The 20,107-nt window shown below is 48.4% G+C and carries 15 protein-coding genes; 9 read left to right on the top strand and 6 right to left on the bottom strand.

Annotated features, from left to right (window positions below; all coding sequences use genetic code 11):
- Positions 1-133 precede the first annotated feature (133 nt).
- Entirely contained in the window at positions 134-3,028 is a 2,895-nt protein-coding gene (locus DHU66_RS02335; protein ID WP_108774278.1) for an insulinase family protein, read from the bottom strand.
- A 144-nt stretch (positions 3,029-3,172) separates the two neighbouring features.
- Here DHU66_RS02335 and DHU66_RS02330 point away from each other — a divergent pair, with 144 nt between their 5' ends.
- The 5 genes from DHU66_RS02330 to epsC all read left to right on the top strand — a co-directional run bounded on the left by DHU66_RS02330 (position 3,173) and on the right by epsC (position 8,613).
- Positions 3,173-4,693: a UDP-glucose--hexose-1-phosphate uridylyltransferase gene (locus tag DHU66_RS02330; protein ID WP_108774277.1), complete on the top strand. Its 1,521-nt coding sequence runs from the start codon at positions 3,173-3,175 to the stop codon at positions 4,691-4,693.
- Between the two features lie 46 nt (positions 4,694-4,739).
- Positions 4,740-5,756 (top strand): UDP-glucose 4-epimerase GalE, encoded by a 1,017-nt coding sequence (gene galE, locus DHU66_RS02325; protein ID WP_108774276.1) that lies wholly within the window; start codon positions 4,740-4,742, stop codon positions 5,754-5,756.
- Positions 5,757-5,934: 178 nt separating this feature from the next.
- Positions 5,935-6,450: an IS200/IS605 family transposase gene (gene tnpA, locus DHU66_RS02320; protein ID WP_108774275.1), complete on the top strand. Its 516-nt coding sequence runs from the start codon at positions 5,935-5,937 to the stop codon at positions 6,448-6,450.
- Positions 6,451-6,838: 388 nt separating this feature from the next.
- On the top strand, positions 6,839-7,771 hold the full coding sequence (gene cysK, locus DHU66_RS02315; RefSeq protein ID WP_108774274.1) for a cysteine synthase A: 933 nt from the start codon (positions 6,839-6,841) through the stop codon (positions 7,769-7,771).
- Positions 7,772-7,791: 20 nt separating this feature from the next.
- Positions 7,792-8,613 carry a serine O-acetyltransferase EpsC gene (gene epsC, locus DHU66_RS02310; protein WP_108774273.1) on the top strand — a complete coding sequence of 274 codons (822 nt, stop codon included), beginning with the start codon at positions 7,792-7,794 and terminating at the stop codon, positions 8,611-8,613.
- 21 nt (positions 8,614-8,634) lie between these two features.
- Here the strand turns inward: epsC and DHU66_RS12120 are convergent, their stop codons facing one another.
- Positions 8,635-8,811, bottom strand: a complete 177-nt coding sequence (locus DHU66_RS12120; protein WP_167836220.1) for a hypothetical protein — start codon at positions 8,809-8,811, stop codon at positions 8,635-8,637.
- A gap of 200 nt (positions 8,812-9,011) precedes the next feature.
- Here DHU66_RS12120 and DHU66_RS12410 point away from each other — a divergent pair, with 200 nt between their 5' ends.
- On the top strand, positions 9,012-9,830 hold the full coding sequence (locus DHU66_RS12410; RefSeq protein WP_245309331.1) for a DUF2238 domain-containing protein: 819 nt from the start codon (positions 9,012-9,014) through the stop codon (positions 9,828-9,830).
- 9 nt (positions 9,831-9,839) lie between these two features.
- On the opposite strand, the gene DHU66_RS02300 is transcribed toward DHU66_RS12410, so the two are convergent.
- From DHU66_RS02300 to DHU66_RS02285, 4 genes are read right to left on the bottom strand one after another with little or no spacing between them, the layout of a single operon-like run.
- Positions 9,840-10,775: a galactose ABC transporter substrate-binding protein gene (locus DHU66_RS02300; RefSeq protein WP_167836219.1), complete on the bottom strand. Its 936-nt coding sequence runs from the start codon at positions 10,773-10,775 to the stop codon at positions 9,840-9,842.
- A gap of 60 nt (positions 10,776-10,835) precedes the next feature.
- A complete protein-coding gene (locus tag DHU66_RS02295; RefSeq protein ID WP_167836218.1) occupies positions 10,836-11,804 on the bottom strand; it encodes a substrate-binding domain-containing protein in 969 nt (322 codons plus the stop codon).
- A complete protein-coding gene (locus tag DHU66_RS02290) occupies positions 11,782-13,614 on the bottom strand; it encodes a cache domain-containing sensor histidine kinase (protein WP_108774270.1) in 1,833 nt (610 codons plus the stop codon). The genes DHU66_RS02295 and DHU66_RS02290 overlap by 23 nt, the downstream gene beginning before the upstream one ends.
- Positions 13,611-15,206: a response regulator gene (locus tag DHU66_RS02285; RefSeq protein ID WP_209451715.1), complete on the bottom strand. Its 1,596-nt coding sequence runs from the start codon at positions 15,204-15,206 to the stop codon at positions 13,611-13,613. Before DHU66_RS02285 ends, DHU66_RS02290 begins: the two co-directional genes overlap by 4 nt.
- 208 nt (positions 15,207-15,414) lie before the next feature.
- Between DHU66_RS02285 and DHU66_RS02280 the strand changes: the two genes are divergently transcribed.
- From DHU66_RS02280 to DHU66_RS02270, 3 genes are all read left to right on the top strand, one after another.
- Positions 15,415-16,695 (top strand): substrate-binding domain-containing protein, encoded by a 1,281-nt coding sequence (locus DHU66_RS02280; RefSeq protein WP_245309329.1) that lies wholly within the window; start codon positions 15,415-15,417, stop codon positions 16,693-16,695.
- A gap of 133 nt (positions 16,696-16,828) precedes the next feature.
- On the top strand, positions 16,829-18,337 hold the full coding sequence (locus DHU66_RS02275) for a sugar ABC transporter ATP-binding protein (protein WP_108774268.1): 1,509 nt from the start codon (positions 16,829-16,831) through the stop codon (positions 18,335-18,337).
- 18 nt (positions 18,338-18,355) lie between these two features.
- Positions 18,356-20,011, top strand: coding sequence for an ABC transporter permease subunit (locus tag DHU66_RS02270; protein WP_108774267.1), 1,656 nt, complete (start codon positions 18,356-18,358; stop codon positions 20,009-20,011).
- Positions 20,012-20,107 lie beyond the last annotated feature (96 nt).

Below are 20,107 nucleotides of genomic sequence, written 5' to 3'. Positions count from 1 at the left end.
GTCTGCTGAAAGGCGGGCTGTACTTTGATACTTTCCGCAAACTGATATCTGGTTCCTGCCTTTCCTTGTTTGACCGGTTATGCCGGTCTTTTCTTATGAAAAAACCGCATGCAAATGCATGCGGCAGTATGTGTTATTTTGTATCAGTGTGTTTTGGTCTTGCCGGCAGGATCGTCAGATGCTCATCCTGCATTTCCTGCAGCTTTGCGGCCGGGCCAATGATACATACCGGACCGTTTTGCATCGCCTCGGAAAGCTCTGCGCCAAGTGCATCCAGTTCCTGAATGGTGCTTCCCAGCATTTTCTGCCTGTTTTCGCATCTTGTCTGATAAGAGATGCGGCCAAACCATCTGGCATCAGACACAATGATGCGGGATCTTGGTGAAAGCAATGGTGATACAGCTGCAATGGCACCAATCACATAGGACGTGATATCCATGTTTTCTTCTGCTTTTGCATGCAGATAGCTGCCGATATTGGCAAAGGCATGCAGAGCATTGGCGGGATCGGGATCACGGTAGGAATATGCAGTCACACCGCCAAGAGAATTGCCATTGATGCCAGTGCCATAGGCACCTCCTTTGACTCTGACTTCATTCCACAGCCAGTCATAGGTTAACAGATGCGTCATGACATGGATATGGGCATTATATGCCGGCAGTAATACACTTTTGGCGGCATAGGAAACATCACCCGGAATAACAATGCCTTCATTCTGCTTTTCCAGCAGGGGATAATGTACCTTTGCCCGATGGGCATCACCCATTGGCAGACTATCAATCAACTGGTGAATCCACTCTGTATCGCCATCTTCTGTGCAGGAAACACTGAGACGGGATCCAATAAAGAAGTTGTCACGGAACAGTTGAAGATCATTGATGACGGCACCGATCTGATTGTCATAATCTGCTTCCAGGCTTTCCAGCCATCTGCCGCTGGTAAAGCCGGCGGTATATTCAGAGAAGACGCCGTCTGCACTGAGGCGGGCATTGACGCGGCCTGCCGCAAAGGCATGTCCGCTGCTCGTCAATGCCTGCTCAAAGTCCTGCACGGACTGGCGCAGCAGGGGCAGAATCAGCTTTGCATCAAACTGGGTATCCCGCAGGATTTCCTGGATCAGCTGGACGGCTTTTTCCTTGTTGGCAGAAAGCACAGAGCAGCGCACCGCAATCATTGGAATTGTTGCGGACGGATCACAATCCGGAGCATAACAGACCGGTGTAAAGGACAGCGATCCGATCCATGTATGCACAAGTTTCTGCAGCTCGGCAACACTGTGATGACTGGTTGGCAGCTCGCCAAGCAGGGATGTCAGGAAGCCAGCTTCAGGAAGAAGCTCTTTCCGAATGCCGGCAATGTTGAAGTACAGGTTGAGATAGACAATGCCAGAAGGTTCTTTCGGATATACCAGCATCGGCACATCCCGATAGGCTGTTTCCTGAAAGTGGTCAGGCCGCGGTTTCTTTTCCACATCATCCAGAGTGAGTTTTGGCAGCGTAGCTTTGTTTTCTTCACTGTCTGGTGCAGCCTGCCAGGCTTCCAGTGCTTTGGTGGCTTCCACCATCACATTGACATCTTTCCAGCTCTTTTTTGCATCGGTGAGTTTTTCCTGCTCTGCTTCCACACGGGCTTTGCCAGCCTGTCTGTCAGCCACGGCAATCACGGTCTGCAGCCTGCCATCATTCGCAAAGAATTCATCCAGCAGCTTCTCAAAGTAACCGGAACCTGCTTCCTCACGCAGCTGCTGATACAGGGATCCGACATTGAGATACAAGGCAGGATCACCGCCATACAGCCAGCTTTCCATGGCATCCTCGGCATTCATGACACCGCTTGGTTCCTGCTTTTCACGATAGTGGAACTCCATCTGGTTCAATGATGCAGTCAGTTCACTCTGATCAATGCCGTCTTTGCACAGCTGATTGATTGCGTCTGTAACCGCAGCCTTGATTTCATCCAGCTTTTCAGGTTCTGTATTGCGCACAGTTAACAGGCAGTAAGGCTGCTGAATGCCATCGTACAGATCAAACGATACATCTTCACACAGTCCTTTCTCCAGCAATGGCTTTTTCAGCGGGGCATCATTATTGCCGGTGAGCACTTCTGACAGTGCCGAAAGGGCAATGTTTCGTTTGGCATCATCAAAGCGTGACATGATGCGGCCAAAGCTGATGATGGAGCGGTTTCTGCTGTCTTCTTCCGGGGAGATTTCAAATGGTACCTGAATTGTTTTTCCCTGCGTTGGCTGCTGCATGGGAATGTCAAAGTCATGGGCCATCTTTGTGCCATGGGAAAGGTAATTGACATCGATATAATCCAGTACTTTTTCAATGTCGAGATCACCATCCAGCCAGATTCTGGCATTGCCAGGCTGATAGAATTTCTGATGGGCCGCCACAAAATCTGCATAGCTGAGATCTGTAATGCAGGCAGGATCACCGCCGGATACATACTGATAGCAGGAATCCGGGAAGAGCAGGCGGTTCATGGCATTCAGCACTGTTTCATCCACATTGGCAAAAGCACCTTTCATCTCATTGAGCACGACGCCTTTGTATACAGGCTGCTGTTTTGCATCGTGGATTTCATAATGCCAGCCTTCCTGATAGAAAATATTCGGGTTGTGGCGTACAGCCGGGCAGAAGACCGCATCCAGATAGACGGACATCAGATTCATGAAGTCTTTGTCATTGCGGCTTGAGATCGGATACATCGTCTTGTCATCAAAGGTGATGGCATTGAGAAATGTGTTCATACTGCTTTTCAGCAGTTCGACAAATGGTTCCTTGACCGGATAGCGGTCACTGCCGTTGAGCACGGAATGTTCAAGGATATGAAAGACGCCGGTGTCATCAGAGGGAATGGTCTTGAAGCAGATGGCAAACGTCTTGTTTTCATCATGATTGTCCAGCCAGCAGATACGGGCACCGGTCTTGATGTGCCGGTACTCATGCAGTTCTGCCTGGAAATCGGGCAGAAAACGGGTGCTGACCAGTTCGTAGTTTCTGATGGAATGTTTTTCTTCCACGCGTATTACCTCCAGTTACAAAGGCTATTATAAGGAAAACGCAGAAAATGGGGTGGAAAGTGAACGAATTTCACGAAGATACAAAAGATTTTCTGTAGGCATTCTGCGATTGCATTTCTATAATCGTGTGAGAATGCAGGAGGCATGAAAATGGTTTTGGATGCAGTAAAGGATCTGACAGCCTATGGGATCAGTCGTCATCTGATTGAACCAGAGGATGCCGTATATGCTGGCAATCAGCTTCTGGATGTCATGAAGCTGGAACCGCCGGCTGATTTTACGATTGAAGGTGGAAATGGCAGCAGACCGCTGGAAGAAATCTTGAAAGAACTTCTGGATGATGCTGTGGCAAGAGGCATCATTGAAGATGGCATTGCCACCCGTGATCTGTTTGATACAAGACTGATGGGTGTGCTGACGCCGCGCCCTTCCCAGGTGATTTCAAAATTTCGTCAGTATGATCAGGAAAGCCCGGAAAAAGCGACGGATTATTTCTATCAGCTGAGCTGTGACAGTGATTATGTGCGCACGTACCGGATTGCAAAGGACCGCAGATGGAAGACAGCAACGCCGTATGGTGACTTTGACATCACGATCAATCTTTCCAAGCCGGAGAAAGATCCACGTGCCATTGCGGCGGCATTAAAGAAGAAGCAGGAAATGTATCCGAAGTGTCTGCTGTGCCGGCAGAATGAAGGTTATGCAGGACGTCTGGATCATCCGGCCAGACAGACAATCCGGCTGATTCCTTTAACACTGGACGGAGCACGGTATTACATGCAGTACAGTCCGTACAGCTATTATCATGAGCATTGTATTGTGCTGTCTGAAAAGCATGAGCCGATGCATATTGACCGCCATGCTTTTGCCAGCCTTCTTGATTTTGTCGGACAGTTCCCACATTACATGATTGGTTCCAATGCCGATATTCCGATTGTTGGCGGCTCTATTCTGACACATGAACATTTCCAGGGCGGCAAGTATGAATTTGCCATGGCAAAGGCACCTGTGCGTCAGACATTTACAGTCCGTGGCTTTCAGGATATTCAGGCTGGCATCGTCAAGTGGCCGATGAGTGTCATCCGCCTGGATGGAGAAGATCCAAAGCGTCTTTGTGAATGCGCGGATCATATTCTGCAGACATGGATTCATTACAGTGATGAAGAAGCTGGCTTCCATGCTTTTGATGGCGATGTGCGCCACAATACGGTTACACCGATTGCCCGCCGCAAGGGTAATACGTATGAGCTGGATCTGGTGCTGCGCAATAACTGCACAAGTGAGAAATATCCGCTTGGCATCTTCCATCCGCATCCTGAATATCATCATATTAAAAGAGAAAATATTGGCCTGATTGAAGTGATGGGCCTGGCTGTTCTGCCTTCTCGTCTGTTAAAGGATATGGAGCTGATGAAGGAGACAGAAATGAAGGGGGAAGATGTGATGAAGGTTCCTGCCCTGGAAGCACATGCACCATGGCTGAAGGAAGTGGAAGCACGCCATCCGGAAATTGTCGGAAGCACGGACGAAAATCTTGTAAACAATGTCTTGCAGCAGGAAGTTGGAACGGTATTCCTGCATGTGCTGGAAGACTGTGGCGTCTTCAAGGATACAGAAACCGGCAGGACACAGTTTGCACGTTTCCTGCAGGCACTTGGTGCATAATTGTCTTGGCAGGCTATAATGGAATAGCAAAGGAGAAAACGGAAACATGAAGATTCTGGTAACTGGCGGCACCGGCTTTATCGGCAGCCATACATGTGTGGAGCTGCTCAATGCAGGCTATGATGTCGTGATTGCGGACAACCTGTACAACTCCAAGGAACTTGTTGTGGACAGGATTGAAAAGATTACAGGCAGGCGTCCAGCCTTCTATAACATTGATGTGGCAGACCGCAAGGCACTGAATGATCTGTTTGATCATGAAAAGATTGATGCTGTGATTCATTTTGCCGGCTACAAGGCTGTTGGGGAATCCACCCGCAAGCCGATTGAATATTATACAAACAACCTGAATACAACCCTGGTGCTGTGTGATGTGATGCGCCACCATGGCTGCAAGCGTTTTGTCTTCTCATCCAGTGCAACGGTCTATGGTGATCCGGCATTTGTACCGATCACAGAAGAGTGCCCGCTGGGCAAGACAACCAATCCGTATGGCGAAACCAAGTCCATGCAGGAAAGAATCCTGACCGATATCTGGAAGGCAGATAATGAATGGCAGGTCATGCTGCTGAGATATTTCAATCCGATTGGAGCCCATGAATCTGGTCTGATTGGCGAGGATCCGAAGGGTATTCCGAACAACCTGCTGCCATATGTCAGCCAGGTTGCCCTTGGCAAGCTGGAAAAGGTTCATGTCTTTGGCAATGACTATGACACACCGGATGGCACCGGCGTACGTGACTACATCCATGTCGTTGATCTGGCCAAGGGACATGTCAGTGCGATCCGCGGCTTTGACAAGCTGCAGGGTGTGAACATCTTCAACCTTGGCACAGGTGTCGGCTATTCTGTGCTGGATATCATCCATGCCTTCTCCAAGGCATGCGGCAAAGAGATTCCGTATGTGATTGATCCGCGCCGCCCGGGCGATATTGCCACATGCTATTCTGATCCGACCAAGGCATATAAAGTGCTTGGCTGGAAGGCAGAAAAGAACCTGGATGACATGTGCAGAGATGCCTGGAACTGGCAGTGCAAGAATCCAGACGGTTACGGCGATTAACACACAGGCTGCATGGCAGCCTGTTTTTTATTATGCGTAGGAGCGCTGTTGAGCACCGAAGAGGTGCGAAACAGAAAACCTCCCGCTATGCGGGAGGAAGGCCGGTGCTTCTTATAGAAAGAAGCACCCCATCTATCTAGAATGGTGATTGTCCAAGTCACGATTCTAGAAAGATGAGGTGCCAAATACGGCTAACAAATATGATTCATTAGCTCACACGAAATATTACTGCGTATATCATGTCGTGTTCACTCCGAAGTATAGAAGAAAAGTAATTTATAATCAACTGCGCCCAGATATCCGGGATATCATAAAACTGCTGTGCAAATACAAAGGAGTGGAGATTCTGGAAGGGCATCTGATGCCCGACCACGTACATCTTCTTTTGAGTATCCCTCCAAAGTACTCTGTATCACAGATCATGGGATACATCAAAGGAAAGTCCTCGCTTGAAATATTTGATAAGCATGCGAACCTGAAATACAAATATGGGAACAGACATTTTTGGGCGGAAGGATACTATGCGAGCACAGTAGGGATCAATGAATCCACAATACGCAAATATATCCGTGAACAGGAAAGCGCAGATATCGCAAAAGATAAGTTAAGCGTAAAGGAATATGAAGATCCATTCGGAGAGGATAAAGAAAACAGAAAGCCGAATCCGAATCGGAAGACAACAGCGAAGTCATGAGTAAAAGAGCCCGTTTAACGGGCATGCGAGAGAGTTAAACTGCAATCGTGGCTTGAACATTGAAGATGCGAAAGCCAGCGCCTTAAGACGCTGGCTAGTAATAAAGCCTTATAGGCGTAGGACAAACCGCCCGTTTTACGGGCGGTCATGATTTTCCGTAATTCATATCAAAACACTGGACATTTGGAAAAGTTCAGGTATTATAAAACATGTCAGGAGGATCCCATATGAAGATCGTAACAGTATTCACGGCCGTATGTTGTTGCATGTATCATACCGGGATTCACCTTGCGTGATTCACGTATTTTACGTGCATCAGAAAGCAGTAGAAGTGATACCCGGTGTAAAGAGATACACCGGGTTTTTGTTTGGAAAAGGAGAAGAGAACATGAGTAAGATTTACACATCCGTAGAGCAGCTGATTGGCAATACGCCGTTGCTGGAACTGAAAGGTATTGAAGAAGAGTATGGAGTGAAGGCAAAGCTGCTGGGCAAGCTGGAGTATCTGAATGCGACAGGCTCCATCAAGGACAGAATTGCCAGACAGATGATTGATGATGCAGAAAAGGATGGCCGCCTGAAAAAAGGTGGTACAATTATTGAACCAACATCTGGCAATACCGGTATTGGCCTGAGTGCTGTCGGTGTATCCAGAGGATACCGGGTGATCATTGTGATGCCGGATTCCATGTCCGTGGAGCGCCGCAAGCTGATGAAGGCATATGGTGCAGAGCTGGTGCTGTCCGAAGGTGCCAAGGGTATGAAGGGTGCCATTGCTAAGGCAGATGAACTGTCCAAAGAGATCCCGGGTTCCTGGGTTGCCGGTCAGTTTGTCAATCCTTCCAATGTGAAGGCACACTATACAACCACTGGCCCTGAAATCTGGAATGATACCGATGGCAAGGTCGATATCCTGGTGTCCGGTGTCGGCACCGGCGGTACTTTGACTGGTACAGGAAAGTATCTGAAGGAAAAGAATCCGAATGTCAAAGTTGTGGCAGTGGAACCGGATTCTTCGGCAGTGCTTTCTGGTGAGAAACCAGGCCCGCACAAGATTCAGGGTATTGGTGCCGGCTTTATTCCGGAAGTCATGGATACAAGCCTGATTGATGAGATTGTGCGCATCACCAATGATGAGGCATTAAAGGTTGGCGGTGAGTTTGGCCGCCGTACGGGTGTGCTGGTTGGTATTTCTTCCGGTGCTGCTGTGGCTGCAGCCATCAAGCTGGCACAGCGTGAAGAGAATGCGGGTAAGAATATCGTCATTATTCTGCCGGATTCCGGTGACCGCTATCTTTCCACATCCATGTTTGCAGAGTAACTGAACGACAAGGGGGACACATGAGCAAGGCAGCAGAAATTCTGGCAGAACTGAATGAAATCAGTGATCCATCATTGATGGCATCCTCAGGACTGCCGGACCGGAAGGTGATCGTCTATCTTCTGAAGGAAGCACAGGTCATTCTGCTGCCAGGCTATTATCATTTCTCTGATCTGAGTCAGAGTGAGGCCTTTATAGAACTGCAGGCATGCCTGGAGAAAGAAATCCGGATTGTGAATAACCGGATCGGCGATCCCTCTGTGGACGCCTCTACGATTGCGGATGCCTTCATGTCTTCGCTGCCTCAGGTTAAGAAGCTGCTGATGAGTGATCTGCAGGCAATCTATGATGGTGATCCTGCTGCCAAAAGCAAAGCAGAGATCATACTCTGCTATCCGGGCTTCTATGCGGTCATGATTTACCGTATTGCCCATGTCCTCTATACACTGCATGTGCCATATCTGCCCAGAGTCATGGCAGAATATGCCCATGAAAAAACCGGTATTGATATTAACCCCGGTGCTACAATCGGTGCATATTTCTGCATTGATCACGGAACTGGCATCGTCATTGGCGAAACGGCAAGAATCGGGGAACATGTCAAACTCTATCAGGGCGTGACGATTGGAGCCCGCAGCTTCCAGCTCGATCAGGACGGCAATCCTGTCAAAGGTGGAAAACGCCACCCGGATATCGGCAGCCACGTTGTGATCTATGCCAATGCGACTATACTTGGCGGTGATACAGTGGTTGGCGATCATTCTGTCATTGGCGGCAATGTGTGGCTGCTGCACAGTGTACCCCCGGGATCTGTGATCTATTACACGGGCAGTCAAAAGTAAATGCAATGAAAAACAGAATCTCTAGCGGGATTCTGTTTTTTTTCTGGCAGTATATACTTCATTCAGAAAGACTTCTGAGCGAAGCAGGTCTGCTTTCAATGCTGCTGAAATGAAATCATTCAGGCTGCAGCTTCGGCTGTCGGCAGCCTCCTGCAGATCTTTGACAAGGTCCCCGTCCAGATTGAGTTCAATTTTCATGATCAAGCCTCCCCGTGGTTAACATCATTATATCGGTTTGCCTTCATGAATGGAATCATAGATGATAAAAGTCCATCAAACATGGTATTCATACATGCGTTAAAGGCAAAGCAGCAGGATCAGATGCTTTTGATGCGGGCAGGCGCGTATTTTTTCTGTTTTCTGCTATGATATCTGAAACTAAAAAAGAGGAAATGTATATGTTCAGAAAGATCCGCAATTATATCAGAAAGAAATACGGTGATTCAGACCGCAGAACTGTCATTGTATACTTTGTGCTGCGGGGACTTGTCATTCTGTCTTTGATACGTGAATTTGCCAAAGGTGATCTGAATAATGCTGTGCTGTGCATTCTGTCTCTGATTCTGTTTACACTGCCGCATCTGATCTCCTCCCGGTTCAGAATCGAACTTCCGGGCGCATTGGAAATTATCATCTATCTGTTTATTTATGCTGCTGAAATTCTTGGTGAAATTAATAATTTCTACACGATCATTCCTTTCTGGGATACGATTCTGCATACGATCAACGGATTCCTGTGTGCAGCTATCGGCTTTTCTCTTGTTGATCTGCTGAACCAGCACAGTCATCGCCTGAATCTGTCTCCGCTGTATCTGTGCATTGTATCTTTCTGCTTTTCGATGACGATCGGGGTCTGCTGGGAGTTCATTGAATTCTCTGCAGACAGCCTGATGCGTACAGACATGCAGAAAGATACGTGGGTGCACAGTATCTCCAGCGTCTCCCTGAATCCGGAAAAGAAAAACAGTCCGGTCATTGTCAAAGGCATAGAAAAAACCGAGCTCTACCTGGAAGACGGCTCGGTATATACGATGGATAAAGGATATCTTGACATTGGCCTGATTGATACGATGTCTGACTTGTTTGTCAATCTGATCGGGGCAGCCGTTTTCAGCGTGTTTGGCTATTTCTATGTCAAGCACCGTGACAGGAAGTCCATTGTGGCACATTTGATACCAAGGCCAATGGAACAGGCACCGGACAGGGATCAGGCATGATCGTATGTGTTATTGATTCCCGAAAGAGGAAACGTTGTCACTTGTAATTTTCTGGTAGGATGAAAAATAGCTGTGACCATTCTGCAGGTTGAATTCCTGCAGATTTTTATGATTCATCAAAGCATCTGCCAGTCTGTAAATCATTTCTGCCTGATCTTTGTAGTTGTTATAGACAGTACCGATGATTTCGCCGCTGCTTACCAGACTGATGCCGTCGTCTGTGCCATCTACGCCGACAATGGCAGGCCGCTGGTCTTCAGGAATTCCAGCATCCTGATATGCCTGTACAGCACCCGCTGCCATTTCGTCATTATTGCAGATAAGAAGCTCAAAATATGTGCCGTTTTCGATCAGGCTGGCTGTCTGTTCCTGTGCTTTTTCTTTCTGCCAGTCACAGATGGCATAGCCTGTTTTTTCAAGAGAGATGCCAGCTTCACTCAAAGTGTCAACAGATGTCTCTGAACGGATAATGGTATCCTGGTGGCCTGGCTCTCCTTCCAGAATGTAGTACTGGATGATGCCGTCATGACTGCGGTCTGCTTCGGGATGGCTGCGCAGCCAGCTGGCCGCAATCTGTCCCTGCAGACGGCCGCTTTCCTGGGCATCGGCACCGACATAATAGAGCTTTTCCCAGCGGTTGAGATCACTTTCTACCGGCTGACGGTTGAAGAAAATGACCGGGATATTTTTATCTATTGCCGCATTGATGATCGTGGAGGTGGCAGACCTGTCTACCAGGTTGATGCACAGGATGTCTGCACCATCGGCGATCAGATCCGAGACCTGTTCATTTTCATTGAGCTGGGAGCGGGCGGCATCCGCAACGGAGACGTGAATGCCATCATTGCTTGCTTCTTTCTGAAGCATATCACAGATAGAACTGACAAAAACATCATTGCTGTCATAGACAGCAACGCCAATACTGAAATTCTTTTTTGGTGGCATTGCCCTGCAGCCCGAAAGGGCGATGGCCAATGCACACAGGATTGTTATATTCTTCATAGGCTATTTCAGAGGAAACAGAAGTTCCTGGTTCTGCGCGGTAAACATATTGTCTTTGGTAATGACTTTGAAGTCAATTGTGACACTCTGCATACTGCTGTGGTGCTGCAGACGGCCGGCAAGCTGCTCAATTGCCTGGTAGCCCATAGCGTACTCATCTTCCACAATCAGCTTTGAGATCGTGCCGACATCTGTATAGTAAATACACTTATCGGAAACACCGATGCCAAACAGGGCAGGGGCATTTTCTATGGCCAGCTGGCAGTAGTCAACTGCCGTTTCAAGGGCATCATTATCCAGGGCGATGATCATATCCACAGGGGTCTGGCTCTGCAGTGACTGCAGTTTTTCGATGCTTGTATCATCGCTGTACAGCAGCCATGCAATCACGCCTCTGTTTTCCCCCAGTGCATTCATTACGCCCAGCACGCGCTGGCTCGCTCTTGCTGTATTGCTGCGGCCTGCAAGGATGCCAACCGTAAAAGAACTTCCTTTCCGCATCCTGCTGGCCTGAATGGCGAGGGTACTCCCAGCTTTCTCATTTTCCATGCTTAACACACTGACATTGTCCTGGTTAACAGAAACAACGCTGTCACAAAGAACGATCGGGACGGTCTTTGCCGTTTCCTCAACAAAAGACTTTGCGCCGGTACTGGAAGCCAGCTGGGTGATGATGCCTTTAGCGCCCTGGCTGATTTCCTGCTGGATCACATCCTGTTCCTGCTGGCTCCCGGTAAAAGCATCTGTTTTGACAATGCTGAGATCCACAGAATATTCCCTGGCAGCAGCCCGCAGGCCGCTTTTGAAATTTGCCCATCTGGCATTGCCGGAATCTGGGACGATGACAGAAATGGCAATTGGCTGGGTGGTGTTTTCAGGAAGATTGGCAATGATGCCTGCCAGCAGAGCACACAGCAGCAGTGCACCGCAGATCAGGAAGATCAGATAATCATTGAGCTTGCGGTGGTTCATGAGGCTCACCTTCCTTTCCATTCTCATAGCGCTCCAGATTCTCAGGGGTTGCTTCAATGGCAGGAATATGGATGGTAACGGTTGTGCCCTCATCCAGTTCGCTCTCTACCTTCAGTCCATATCCTTCGCCAAAGCGCAGCCTCAGCCGCTTGTCAACATTGATCAGACCAACGCCGGACCCATGTTTTTCTACAGCAGGCCGTTTCTTCTCATCGAGAATCGACCTCACTTCTTCCGGAGTCATGCCATACCCATTGTCAGAGATCGCAATATAGATATCATGATCCTCTTTCCAGCCATGAATGCGGATCTCACCATCCTGCTCTGCCTCTTTGATGCCATGATATATGGCATTCTCCAGAATCGGCTGAATGACAAGCTTGACGATCATATCGTTTTCAATGCCGTCTTCGATCTCGTAGTAATCCTGGAAGGACTGCTTGTAGCGGATCTTCTGAATTGCCAGATACGACTGTGCCTGTTTAATTTCATTTCCGATCGAGATCATTGCTTTGCCGCGGTTGAGCGACATGCGGAAAAATGAAGCCAGCTGGGTAATCATGTAGACTGCTTCCTGATTTCTGCCGCCTTCAATCATCCATACGATGGAGTCGAGAGTATTGTACAGAAAGTGCGGGTTAATCTGTGCCTGCAGGGCATCAAGCTCACTGCGCCTCTTTTCCTCTTCCTCTTCGACCATGTCATCCATGAGGCGATTGATCTGATTCATGTAGCTGTGCAGCGTACTGCCCAGCTCCTGTACTTCACGGGAGCCGTTGGCATATACACTGGCAGGAATATTGCGGACGCCTTCCATATTGGCAATGGCATCATTGAGACGGATCAAAGGCCCGGAGACACGGTTGGCCAGAGCACGGTTGATCAGAATCATGATCATAATGGTCAGCGAGAGAATCATGACGATCAGGCATCTGGTGCTGCGGGCATCAATGGCCAGAGCACTGGCGGGAATCACGCTGACAAGCTTCCAGCCGGTGTAGGAAACAGTATCAATGTAAATAATGCGCCTGCTGCCGTTGAAGATTTCCTGATGGGCGCCATCCTGTTCTTTCAGAATATCCCCAGTATTCTCCTGATAGTGATTTGCCTGAATCTGTGACTGATAGGGATGGTAAATCATAACACCTGTATCGGCGAGAAGGTAGGTATAGCGGCTGGACATGTCCTGATTGGTACTTTCCAGCAGTTGTTCCAGATCCTGGTAATTCATATCCACAAGCAGAACGCCGCGGCTTGCTGTTCCGTTTTCATTCAGGTCAACGGCCATCGACAGTGAAATCACCCAGTTATAAGAATACGTATTGGATATAAACAGGTTCTGGATATGGGGCTGGGAAAAATGGACATTCTCAACTTCAGCCAGAGCGGTTGTAAACCATGCCTGTTCAGAGGGATCCACTCCTGGCTTCAAAGGGACAGCCGGAGCAGATGAGACAAGGCTTCCATCTTCCTTGAACAGGGCAATGGAGACAATTTCATCACTGTTGGCGGCATACAGCAGCGAGATGCGCTCAGAAAGATCGCTGCTGGCAAGATCTGCACTCTTGATGACATCGTAATACAGGGCATTGGCAATACCACGCATATTGGCAAGATATGCCTCGATATTGATCACTTCCTGGCGGGAGACATTGCTGGTGTTCTCTGTCAGCATCTTCCTGGTACGCTTGGAAAACATATTGGCAAAAGAGAAACCAAGTATTGCCACGATCATCATGGAGGCAATACTGTAGGATACCAGAATGATCAGCCGGATGGAGCGCGGCTGTTTGGGCAAGGATCTCTTCATTGTCTGCCTGCTTTGTATTTGCCTGGCGATACGCCAAACTTGCGGCGGAAGACATAGGAGAAGTAATTGGGATCGTTATAGCCTACCTGGGTTGCCACAATATATGCTTTCTCATTCTGTTCCACAAGCAGATCGGCAGCTTTGTTCATACGCACATCTGTCAGATAGCTGACAAAGCTCTGGTTTGTTTCACGCTTGAATACAGTTGAAAAGTAGCATCCGGATACACCAAGGACATGGCACAGGGTATTCAGGGAAAGATCCTGGTCCATATAGTGCTCATTGACATAGGCTTTGGCCTTTTCTACAAAGTCACGCGTAGAGGAGGAGCGCTTTTCATGAAGCTTTGCCTGCATATCAAGGCATACATTTACCGTCCATGATTTTACTGTATCGGGATCACGTGACTGCAGATTCTGCCAGTCCAGTGAATCCTTGCCAAAGATTTCCTGTGGATCCAGATTGTTGTTGCGGGCAAAGCGGCCGAGTCTGCCGACCAGATCCATGACAAACAGATTGTAGGTGATCACAGAACTGATACCGGCATTGGCAGAGAAGTACTTGTCAATGGCAGCTTTGAGGCGGGATGGATCCTCCAGTGAAATCTGCTTGATCAATTCGCGCAGATCCGCATCGCTGACATCCGTCGCTTCTTCTTTTTCACTCGGTGCAATTTCGGTGATGTTAATTGCCTGGCAGGAACCGTAAATAACGCGGTAGGAGACAGCCTGACGGGCACCTGCATAGGAGGCTGAGATTTCAGCAGGAGAAGCGCATACCTGACCGATGCCGGCAGTAACAACAGCATTGACCATGCTGTGGGCAAGCCGGCAGAAACGGTCCAGTTCATCTGTGAACTCCGTGATGTCTTCCTTTTTCTGCAGAGAGATCACCATGCACAGATGGGAAAGGTAATTGAAATAGTATGGCTTCCACTTGCTGCTGATCTTTTCTTCTGCAAGCTTGCGGACACTCATGAACAGAAGCATGTAGTCCATGCCTTTGGGAACGTGGTTGGTGCTTGTATACAGTACGGCGCAGGCATAGAAGGGACCGGGCATGGAAATCTGGTAGTCATGCAGGTACTTTTCATATTCCTCAGGAGGTATGCTGCCCTGCACCAGGGAAGCAAAGAAGTTTTCCTGCAGAACCGGCAGGGACTGGCGATAATAGTTTTCCAGCATCTGCTGATTCTGCCGTTCACTGATTTCTTTATCCAGCGCATTTTTAATGCGCGTAAATACCTGCTGCAGCTGAATGGCATCAATCGGCTTGAGCAGATATTCTTCCGCATTGAGAGAAACAGCTTCCTTTGCATACTCAAACTCATCAAAACCTGACAGGATGATGATGCGGATATTTGGATAGAGCTGCTTCAGCTGCCGGCTCAGTTCCAGACCATCCATATAGGGCATCTTGATATCAGTCATGACGATGTCCGGGTGAACCTGTTCTGCAAGCTCCAGTGCTTCCAGACCATTGGCGGCATAAACGGGACTGTCCAGCCCGCAGGCATTCCAGTCAATCCGCGCACAGATCATATCCATGACATCCTTTTCATCGTCAACAAGCATTACTTTATATTTACTCATAACAGCCTCGAATGATTCCATTATATTATGGAAAAAGTCATTTGTATGCCCTTACGGAAAGATTGCGACAGAACGTGAATTGTGAAAAAACGATGAAAAATCTTTAATAATTCATCAAAAAAAATTCTATGTTGAAAAATGAAAGCGCTTGCTAAAGTATTGGTGTGTTGAGGGAGACCTCAAAAAATTCACAAGGAGGGAAATAATTGTGAACAAGAAAAAAGCATTAAGCATTTTCACGACGGTTGCTATGTCGGCTGGCCTGCTGGCTGGCTGCGGCGGCTCGTCCACAGCAGCTTCAACTGCAGATGCCGGCAGCAAGTCTTCCGGTGCCAACGCTGACAAGCCGGTCTGCTGGTTCAACCGCCAGCCGTCCAACAGCTCCACTGGTGAGCTTGACATGACTGCTCTGAACTGGAACAAGGACACTTACTATGTTGGCTTCGACGCCAAGCAGGGTGCTGAGCTACAGGGCCAGATGGTAGTTGATTACATCACAAAGCATGCGGATGAAATTGACAGAAACGGCGATGGCATCATCGGCTATGTTCTGGCAATTGGTGATATCGGACACAATGACTCCATTGCCCGTACAAGGGGTGTCCGCAAGGCTCTTGGCACAGGTGTCAAAGACGGCGATGATCTGAACTCTGAACCGTGCGGCACAAATACAGATGGCTCTTCCACAGTTGTACAGGATGGCACTATTGATGCCGGCGGCAAGACATTCAAGATCAGAGAGCTCGCTTCTCAGGAAATGAAGAACTCTGCCGGTGCAACATGGGATGCAGCTACAGCCGGAAATGCGATCGGTACATGGTCTTCTTCCTTCGGCGATCAGATTGATCTGGTTGTCTCCAATAATGATGGCATGGGCATGGCAATGTTCAATGCATGGTCCAAGGACAACAAGGTTCCGACATTCGGCTACGATGCAAACTCTGATGCAGTTGCAGCTATCGCTGACGGCTATGCAGGAACAATTTCCCAGCATGCTGACGTACAGGCTTATCTGACTCTGAGAGTTCTGAGAAATGCTCTGGATGGCGTTGATATCAACACAGGTATTTCCACTGCTGATGATGCCGGCAACGTTCTGGTTGAAGGCGAAGACTATGAATACAACGCAGATGAGAGAAGCTTCTATGCTCTGAACCTCGCTGTTACAGCTGACAACTACAAGGACTTCCTGGATTCCACAGTCGTTTACAAGCCGGTTTCCAACCAGCTGGATTCTTCCAAGTCTCCGAGCAAGAAGGTTTGGCTTGACATCTATAACGCTTCCGATAACTTCCTGAGTTCTACATATCAGCCGCTTCTTGAGAAGTATGATGATCTGCTGAATCTTGATGTTGAATATATCGGCGGCGATGGCCAGACAGAGTCCAACATCACCAACAGACTTGGCAACCCGGATCAGTATGATGCATTCGCCATCAATATGGTGAAGACGGATAACGCAGCTTCCTATACATCATTGCTTTCCTGATCGAAGGATTGATCTGAATGCAGTTTTGAAAGGGCAGCTTGGGAAAGAGTTTCCCTGCAGCCCTTTCTCTTATTTATGGAATAGTTTACGGCATGACGTAAACCAGTCCGCCAATTGAAAAGGGGAATCGTGCATGAGCGAAGAAAAGAAAGACAATATTCTGTCGATCAGAGGCATGTGCAAGACCTTCGGACGAAACAGAGTTCTCGATCACATTGACCTGGATGTGAAGCGCGGAACTATCATGGGTCTGATGGGAGAAAATGGTGCCGGAAAGTCGACGATGATGAAGTGTCTGTTCGGAACTTACCAGAAAGATGAAGGAACGATCTATCTGGATGGGAAAGAAGTCAGCTTCTCAGGGCCGAAAGACGCATTGGAAAATGGCATTGCCATGGTCCATCAGGAACTGAACCAGGCTTTGGAAAGAAGTGTTGTAGACAACCTGTTCCTGGGCCGTTATCCAACCAACTCACTTGGGGTTGTTGATGAAGGCAGAATGCGCAGGGAAGCAGCGGATCTCTTCCGCAGCCTTGGCCTGACAGTCAATCTGACAGCGCCTATGCGGACGATGAGTGTATCGGCAAGGCAGATGTGTGAGATCGCCAAGGCAATCTCCTACCATTCCAAGTTGATTGTTCTGGATGAGCCGACTTCATCTCTGACAGAGCCGGAAGTCCGCAAGCTGTTCAGCATGATGCGCAAGCTTCGCGACCAGGGCATTTCTCTCATCTATATTTCTCACAAGATGGATGAAATCTTCGAGATTTGCGATGAGGTGTCAGTATTGCGTGATGGCAAGATGGTCATGACCAGAGCAACCGCGGATACAAACCTGAATGAACTGATTGCAGCCATGGTTGGCCGTTCGCTCGACAATCGGTTCCCACCAGTCAACAATACACCCGAGAAGCCGATTCTTTCGATTCAGCATCTTTCGACGAAATATGCGCCTCATCTGCAGGATATCAGCTTCGATGTCCGCAAGGGTGAGATCTTCGGTCTGTATGGTCTGGTTGGTGCCGGCCGTACAGAACTTCTGGAGACGATCTTTGGGGCCCGGACCAGAGCTAGCGGCCGTGTGTACTACAACGGCAGGCTGTGCAATTTCAACAGTCCGCGTGAGGCAATGGATCATGGCTTTGCCATGATTACAGAGGAACGTAAGGCAAATGGTCTTTTCCTCAAGGGTGATCTGACCTTCAATACGTGCATTGCCAATCTGGATCACTATAAGAATGGCATTGCTCTTTCTGATCAGAAGATGGTCAAGGCAACAGCCAAGGAAATCAAGATCATGCATACCAAATGCATGGGACCGGAAGACAGCATAGCCTCTCTTTCCGGCGGCAACCAGCAGAAAGTGATCTTCGGCAAATGGCTGGAGAGAAATCCGAATGTATTCATGATGGATGAGCCTACCCGCGGCATTGATGTCGGCGCCAAGTATGAAATCTATGAACTGATTATTCAGATGGCAAAGCAGGGCAAGACAATTATCGTTGTTTCTTCGGAAATGCCTGAAATTCTTGGTATCACAAACCGGATCGGCGTCATGAGCAACGGCCATCTGTCCGGCATTGTCAATACGAAGGAAACAAATCAGGAAGAGCTGCTGCGGCTCAGTGCAAAGTATCTTTGATTAGAAGGGGAAAGCAAAATGGAGAATACAAATAAGGATATTCTGACGGCAGAGCAGGAGGAACAGCTCCGCGAGCCGATCAGTGCATATGTAGAAGACATCCAGAAACAGATTGATGCAATGCGTGCTGAGGGAAGCACAAAGATTCAGACGCTGCGCAACGAGCTGATTCATGTAAAGAATGACAAGACACTCGATGCCAGAGAAGCCAATGACCGGAGTGTGGCGATTCACAAGGAGATTGAGGACGCCAAGGTTGTTGAAAACAAGCATAAGGATGAGATCAAGGCGCTTGTCAGCAAGGCTGAGGGATACCTCAAGGAGAACTACAAGAGCAAGTATCTGGACAAGGTGAATGCCAGCTGCGATGCCGAGCTTGATCAGGCAAAGCAGAAATACGCTGCTGCGCTGGATACCCTGAAGAAGGAACATGATGCCAATCTTGCCAAGCTGAGTGACAAGCATGAAATCAAGGATGAGAACTACGTTTACAAGAACCGTCAGTTTGATGCCAAGATGACATATCAGAATGAACTGCAGGAAATCAAGGACAGACGTCATGAGGCCTTCACTTACCAGTATCATCTGATTGATAATCTGCGCATGTCCAGATTCACATTCGGACAGAAACAGGCTCAGAAGTGGGAGAACTACCGCTACACATTTAATAAGAAGCAGTTCTTCCTCAAGAATGGACTGTACATTGTCATTGTGGCAATCTTCATCTTCCTGGCAATCATCACGCCGGTTGTCAAACATACTCAGTTGTTTACTGTCACCAATGTGCTGAACATTCTGCAGCAGGCAAGTCCGCGTATGTTCCTGGCACTGGGTGTTGCCGGACTGATCCTGTTAACCGGTACCGATCTGTCTGTCGGACGTATGGTCGGTATGGGTATGGTTACCGCGACGATCATCATGCACCAGGGAATCAACACCGGTGCTGTGTTCGGACATATCTTTGACTTCACATCTTGGCCGCTGGTCGGCAAGGCACTGTTTGCATTGCTGGTATGCATCATCCTGACAACAGCATTTGCTACTGTGGCTGGCTTCTTCATGGCAAAGTTCCGCATGCATCCGTTCATTTCCACAATGAGCAACATGCTGATTATCTTCGGTATTGTTACCTATGCGACAAAAGGTGTATCCTTCGGTGCTATCGATGCCAAGATTCCTCAGATATTCATTCCTAAGGTCAATGGTTTCCCGACAATTATCCTCTGGGCTGTGGCTGCCATCTTCGTTGTCTGGTTCATCTGGAACAAGACAACTCTTGGCAAGAATCTGTATGCCGTCGGCGGCAACCCTGAAGCAGCGACTGTTTCCGGTATCTCTGTCTTCAAGACAACACTGAGTGCCTTCATTCTTGCTGGTATCATGTATGGTATCGGTGCATGGCTCGAGTGCAACAGAATGGTTGGTTCTGGTTCTGCTGCGTATGGACAGGGCTGGGATATGGATGCCATTGCTGCCTGCGTGGTCGGCGGTGTCTCCTTCACTGGTGGTATTGGTAAGATCTCCGGCGTCGTCGTTGGTGTTCTGATCTTCACTTCTCTGACATATTCCCTGACGATTCTTGGTATTGATACCAACCTGCAGTTCGTCTTCGAAGGTATCATCATTCTGGCTGCCGTTACACTGGACTGCCTGAAGTACGTTCAGAAGAAGTAATCAATTGCTGTATCTCCTCCTGAGTTATGGGAAATTGGGACTGTGCAGGATGCACAGTCTCTTTTTCATGGGAAAATGTGGGAAAGAGGTATAATA

The sequence above is a fragment of the Lactimicrobium massiliense genome, assembly GCF_900343155.1.
GTDB classification, from domain to species: Bacteria; Bacillota_I; Bacilli_A; order Erysipelotrichales; family Erysipelotrichaceae; genus Bulleidia; species Bulleidia massiliensis.
This window is presented reverse-complemented; position numbering and strand designations above follow the sequence as displayed.

Bases quoted from the DNA above. Each gene is read 5' to 3' on its own strand.
- DHU66_RS02290 (WP_108774270.1), bottom strand. From the start codon at position 13,614: ATGAAGAGATCCTTGCCCAAACAGCCGCGCTCCATCCGGCTGATCATT.
- epsC (WP_108774273.1), top strand. From the start codon at position 7,792: ATGAGCAAGGCAGCAGAAATTCTGGCAGAACTGAATGAAATCAGTGAT.
- DHU66_RS02275 (WP_108774268.1), top strand. From the start codon at position 16,829: ATGAGCGAAGAAAAGAAAGACAATATTCTGTCGATCAGAGGCATGTGC.
- DHU66_RS02285 (WP_209451715.1), bottom strand. From the start codon at position 15,206: ATGAGTAAATATAAAGTAATGCTTGTTGACGATGAAAAGGATGTCATG.
- DHU66_RS02300 (WP_167836219.1), bottom strand. From the start codon at position 10,775: ATGCCACCAAAAAAGAATTTCAGTATTGGCGTTGCTGTCTATGACAGC.
- DHU66_RS02330 (WP_108774277.1), top strand. From the start codon at position 3,173: ATGAAAATGGTTTTGGATGCAGTAAAGGATCTGACAGCCTATGGGATC.
- cysK (WP_108774274.1), top strand. From the start codon at position 6,839: ATGAGTAAGATTTACACATCCGTAGAGCAGCTGATTGGCAATACGCCG.
- DHU66_RS02270 (WP_108774267.1), top strand. From the start codon at position 18,356: ATGGAGAATACAAATAAGGATATTCTGACGGCAGAGCAGGAGGAACAG.
- DHU66_RS12410 (WP_245309331.1), top strand. From the start codon at position 9,012: ATGTTCAGAAAGATCCGCAATTATATCAGAAAGAAATACGGTGATTCA.
- DHU66_RS02295 (WP_167836218.1), bottom strand. From the start codon at position 11,804: ATGAACCACCGCAAGCTCAATGATTATCTGATCTTCCTGATCTGCGGT.
- DHU66_RS12120 (WP_167836220.1), bottom strand. From the start codon at position 8,811: ATGAAAATTGAACTCAATCTGGACGGGGACCTTGTCAAAGATCTGCAG.
- galE (WP_108774276.1), top strand. From the start codon at position 4,740: ATGAAGATTCTGGTAACTGGCGGCACCGGCTTTATCGGCAGCCATACA.